The 1,198-nt window shown below is 78.2% G+C and carries 1 pseudogene; it reads left to right on the top strand.

Annotation, left to right across the window (positions count from 1 at the left end):
- Positions 1-1,198: pseudogene (locus DQW06_RS28625) on the top strand (acety-l/propionyl-CoA carboxylase subunit alpha); the annotation flags it as partial.

Genomic DNA, 1,198 nt, shown 5'->3' with positions numbered 1-1,198 from the left:
CTTCCTGTCCGAGAACCCCGCCCTGGCCCGCGCCGTCACCGGCGCCGGGCTGACCTGGATCGGCCCCCCGGCCGAGGCCGTCGAGAGCATGGGCGCCAAGACCCGGGCCAAACGCATCGCCCGGGACGCCGGGGTGCCCGTCGCCGACGCCCTGGACCCCGAGCGGGTGCGCCCCGAACACCTGCCCGTGCTGGTCAAGGCCGTCTCCGGCGGCGGCGGACGCGGCATGCGCGTGGTCCGCGACCTGGCCGACCTGCCCGCCGAGGCCGCCGCCGCCCGCGCCGAGGCGGCCTCGGCCTTCGGCGACCCGGCGGTGTTCTGCGAGCCCTACGTCCCCCACGGCCGCCACGTCGAGGTGCAGGTCCTGGCCGACACCCACGGCACCGTGTGGGCCCTGGGCGAACGCGACTGCTCCCTCCAGCGCCGCCACCAGAAGGTCGTCGAGGAGACGCCCGCCCCCGGCCTGCCCGACGACCTGCGCGAACGCCTGCACGAGGCCGCCCGCCGCCTGGCCCGCGCCATCGGCTACACCGGCGCCGGAACGGCCGAGTTCCTCGTCCCCGTGGGGGAGGAGGGCTTCGGCGAACCGGTCTTCCTGGAGATGAACACCCGGCTCCAGGTCGAACACCCCGTCACCGAGTGCGTCACCGGGCTGGACCTGGTCGAGTGGCAGATCCGCGTCGCCGAGGGCGAGGCCCTGCCCGGGGGCGGCCCGCCCGCGCCGCGCGGCCACGCCGTCCAGGCCCGCCTGTACGCCGAGGACCCCCGCGACGGCTGGCGGCCCCGCACCGGCGTCCTGCACGCCTTCGACGTCCCCGCCGACACCCGCTTCGCCGCGCCGCCCGCCTTCGGGGTGCGCCTGGACAGCGGCGTCGAACCCGGCGACACCGTCGGCGCGGACTTCGACCCCCTGCTCGCCAAGGTCGTCGCCCACGGGCGCGACCGCCGCGACGCGCTGCGCCGTTTGGCCGCGGCCCTGGCCGCCGCGCGCGTGCACGGGGTGGGCACCAACCGCGACCTGCTCGTGCGGGCGCTGCGCCACCCCGCCTTCGCCGGGGCCGAGACCCGCCCCGAGGGGCTGCACACCGGCTACCTGGACGGCGACCGCCTCAGCGCACTCGTCCAGCCCCTGGCCGACCCTGCCACCGAACGCCTCGCCGCGCTGGCCGCGTCCCTGTCCGCCGCCGAGGCCGCCCGC

It is taken from the genome of Nocardiopsis sp. TNDT3 (assembly GCF_003427465.1).
Lineage (GTDB): Bacteria > Actinomycetota > Actinomycetes > Streptosporangiales > Streptosporangiaceae > Nocardiopsis > Nocardiopsis dassonvillei.
The sequence above is the reverse complement of the archived record's forward strand: the minus strand, read 5'-3'. Positions and strand labels throughout refer to the sequence as shown.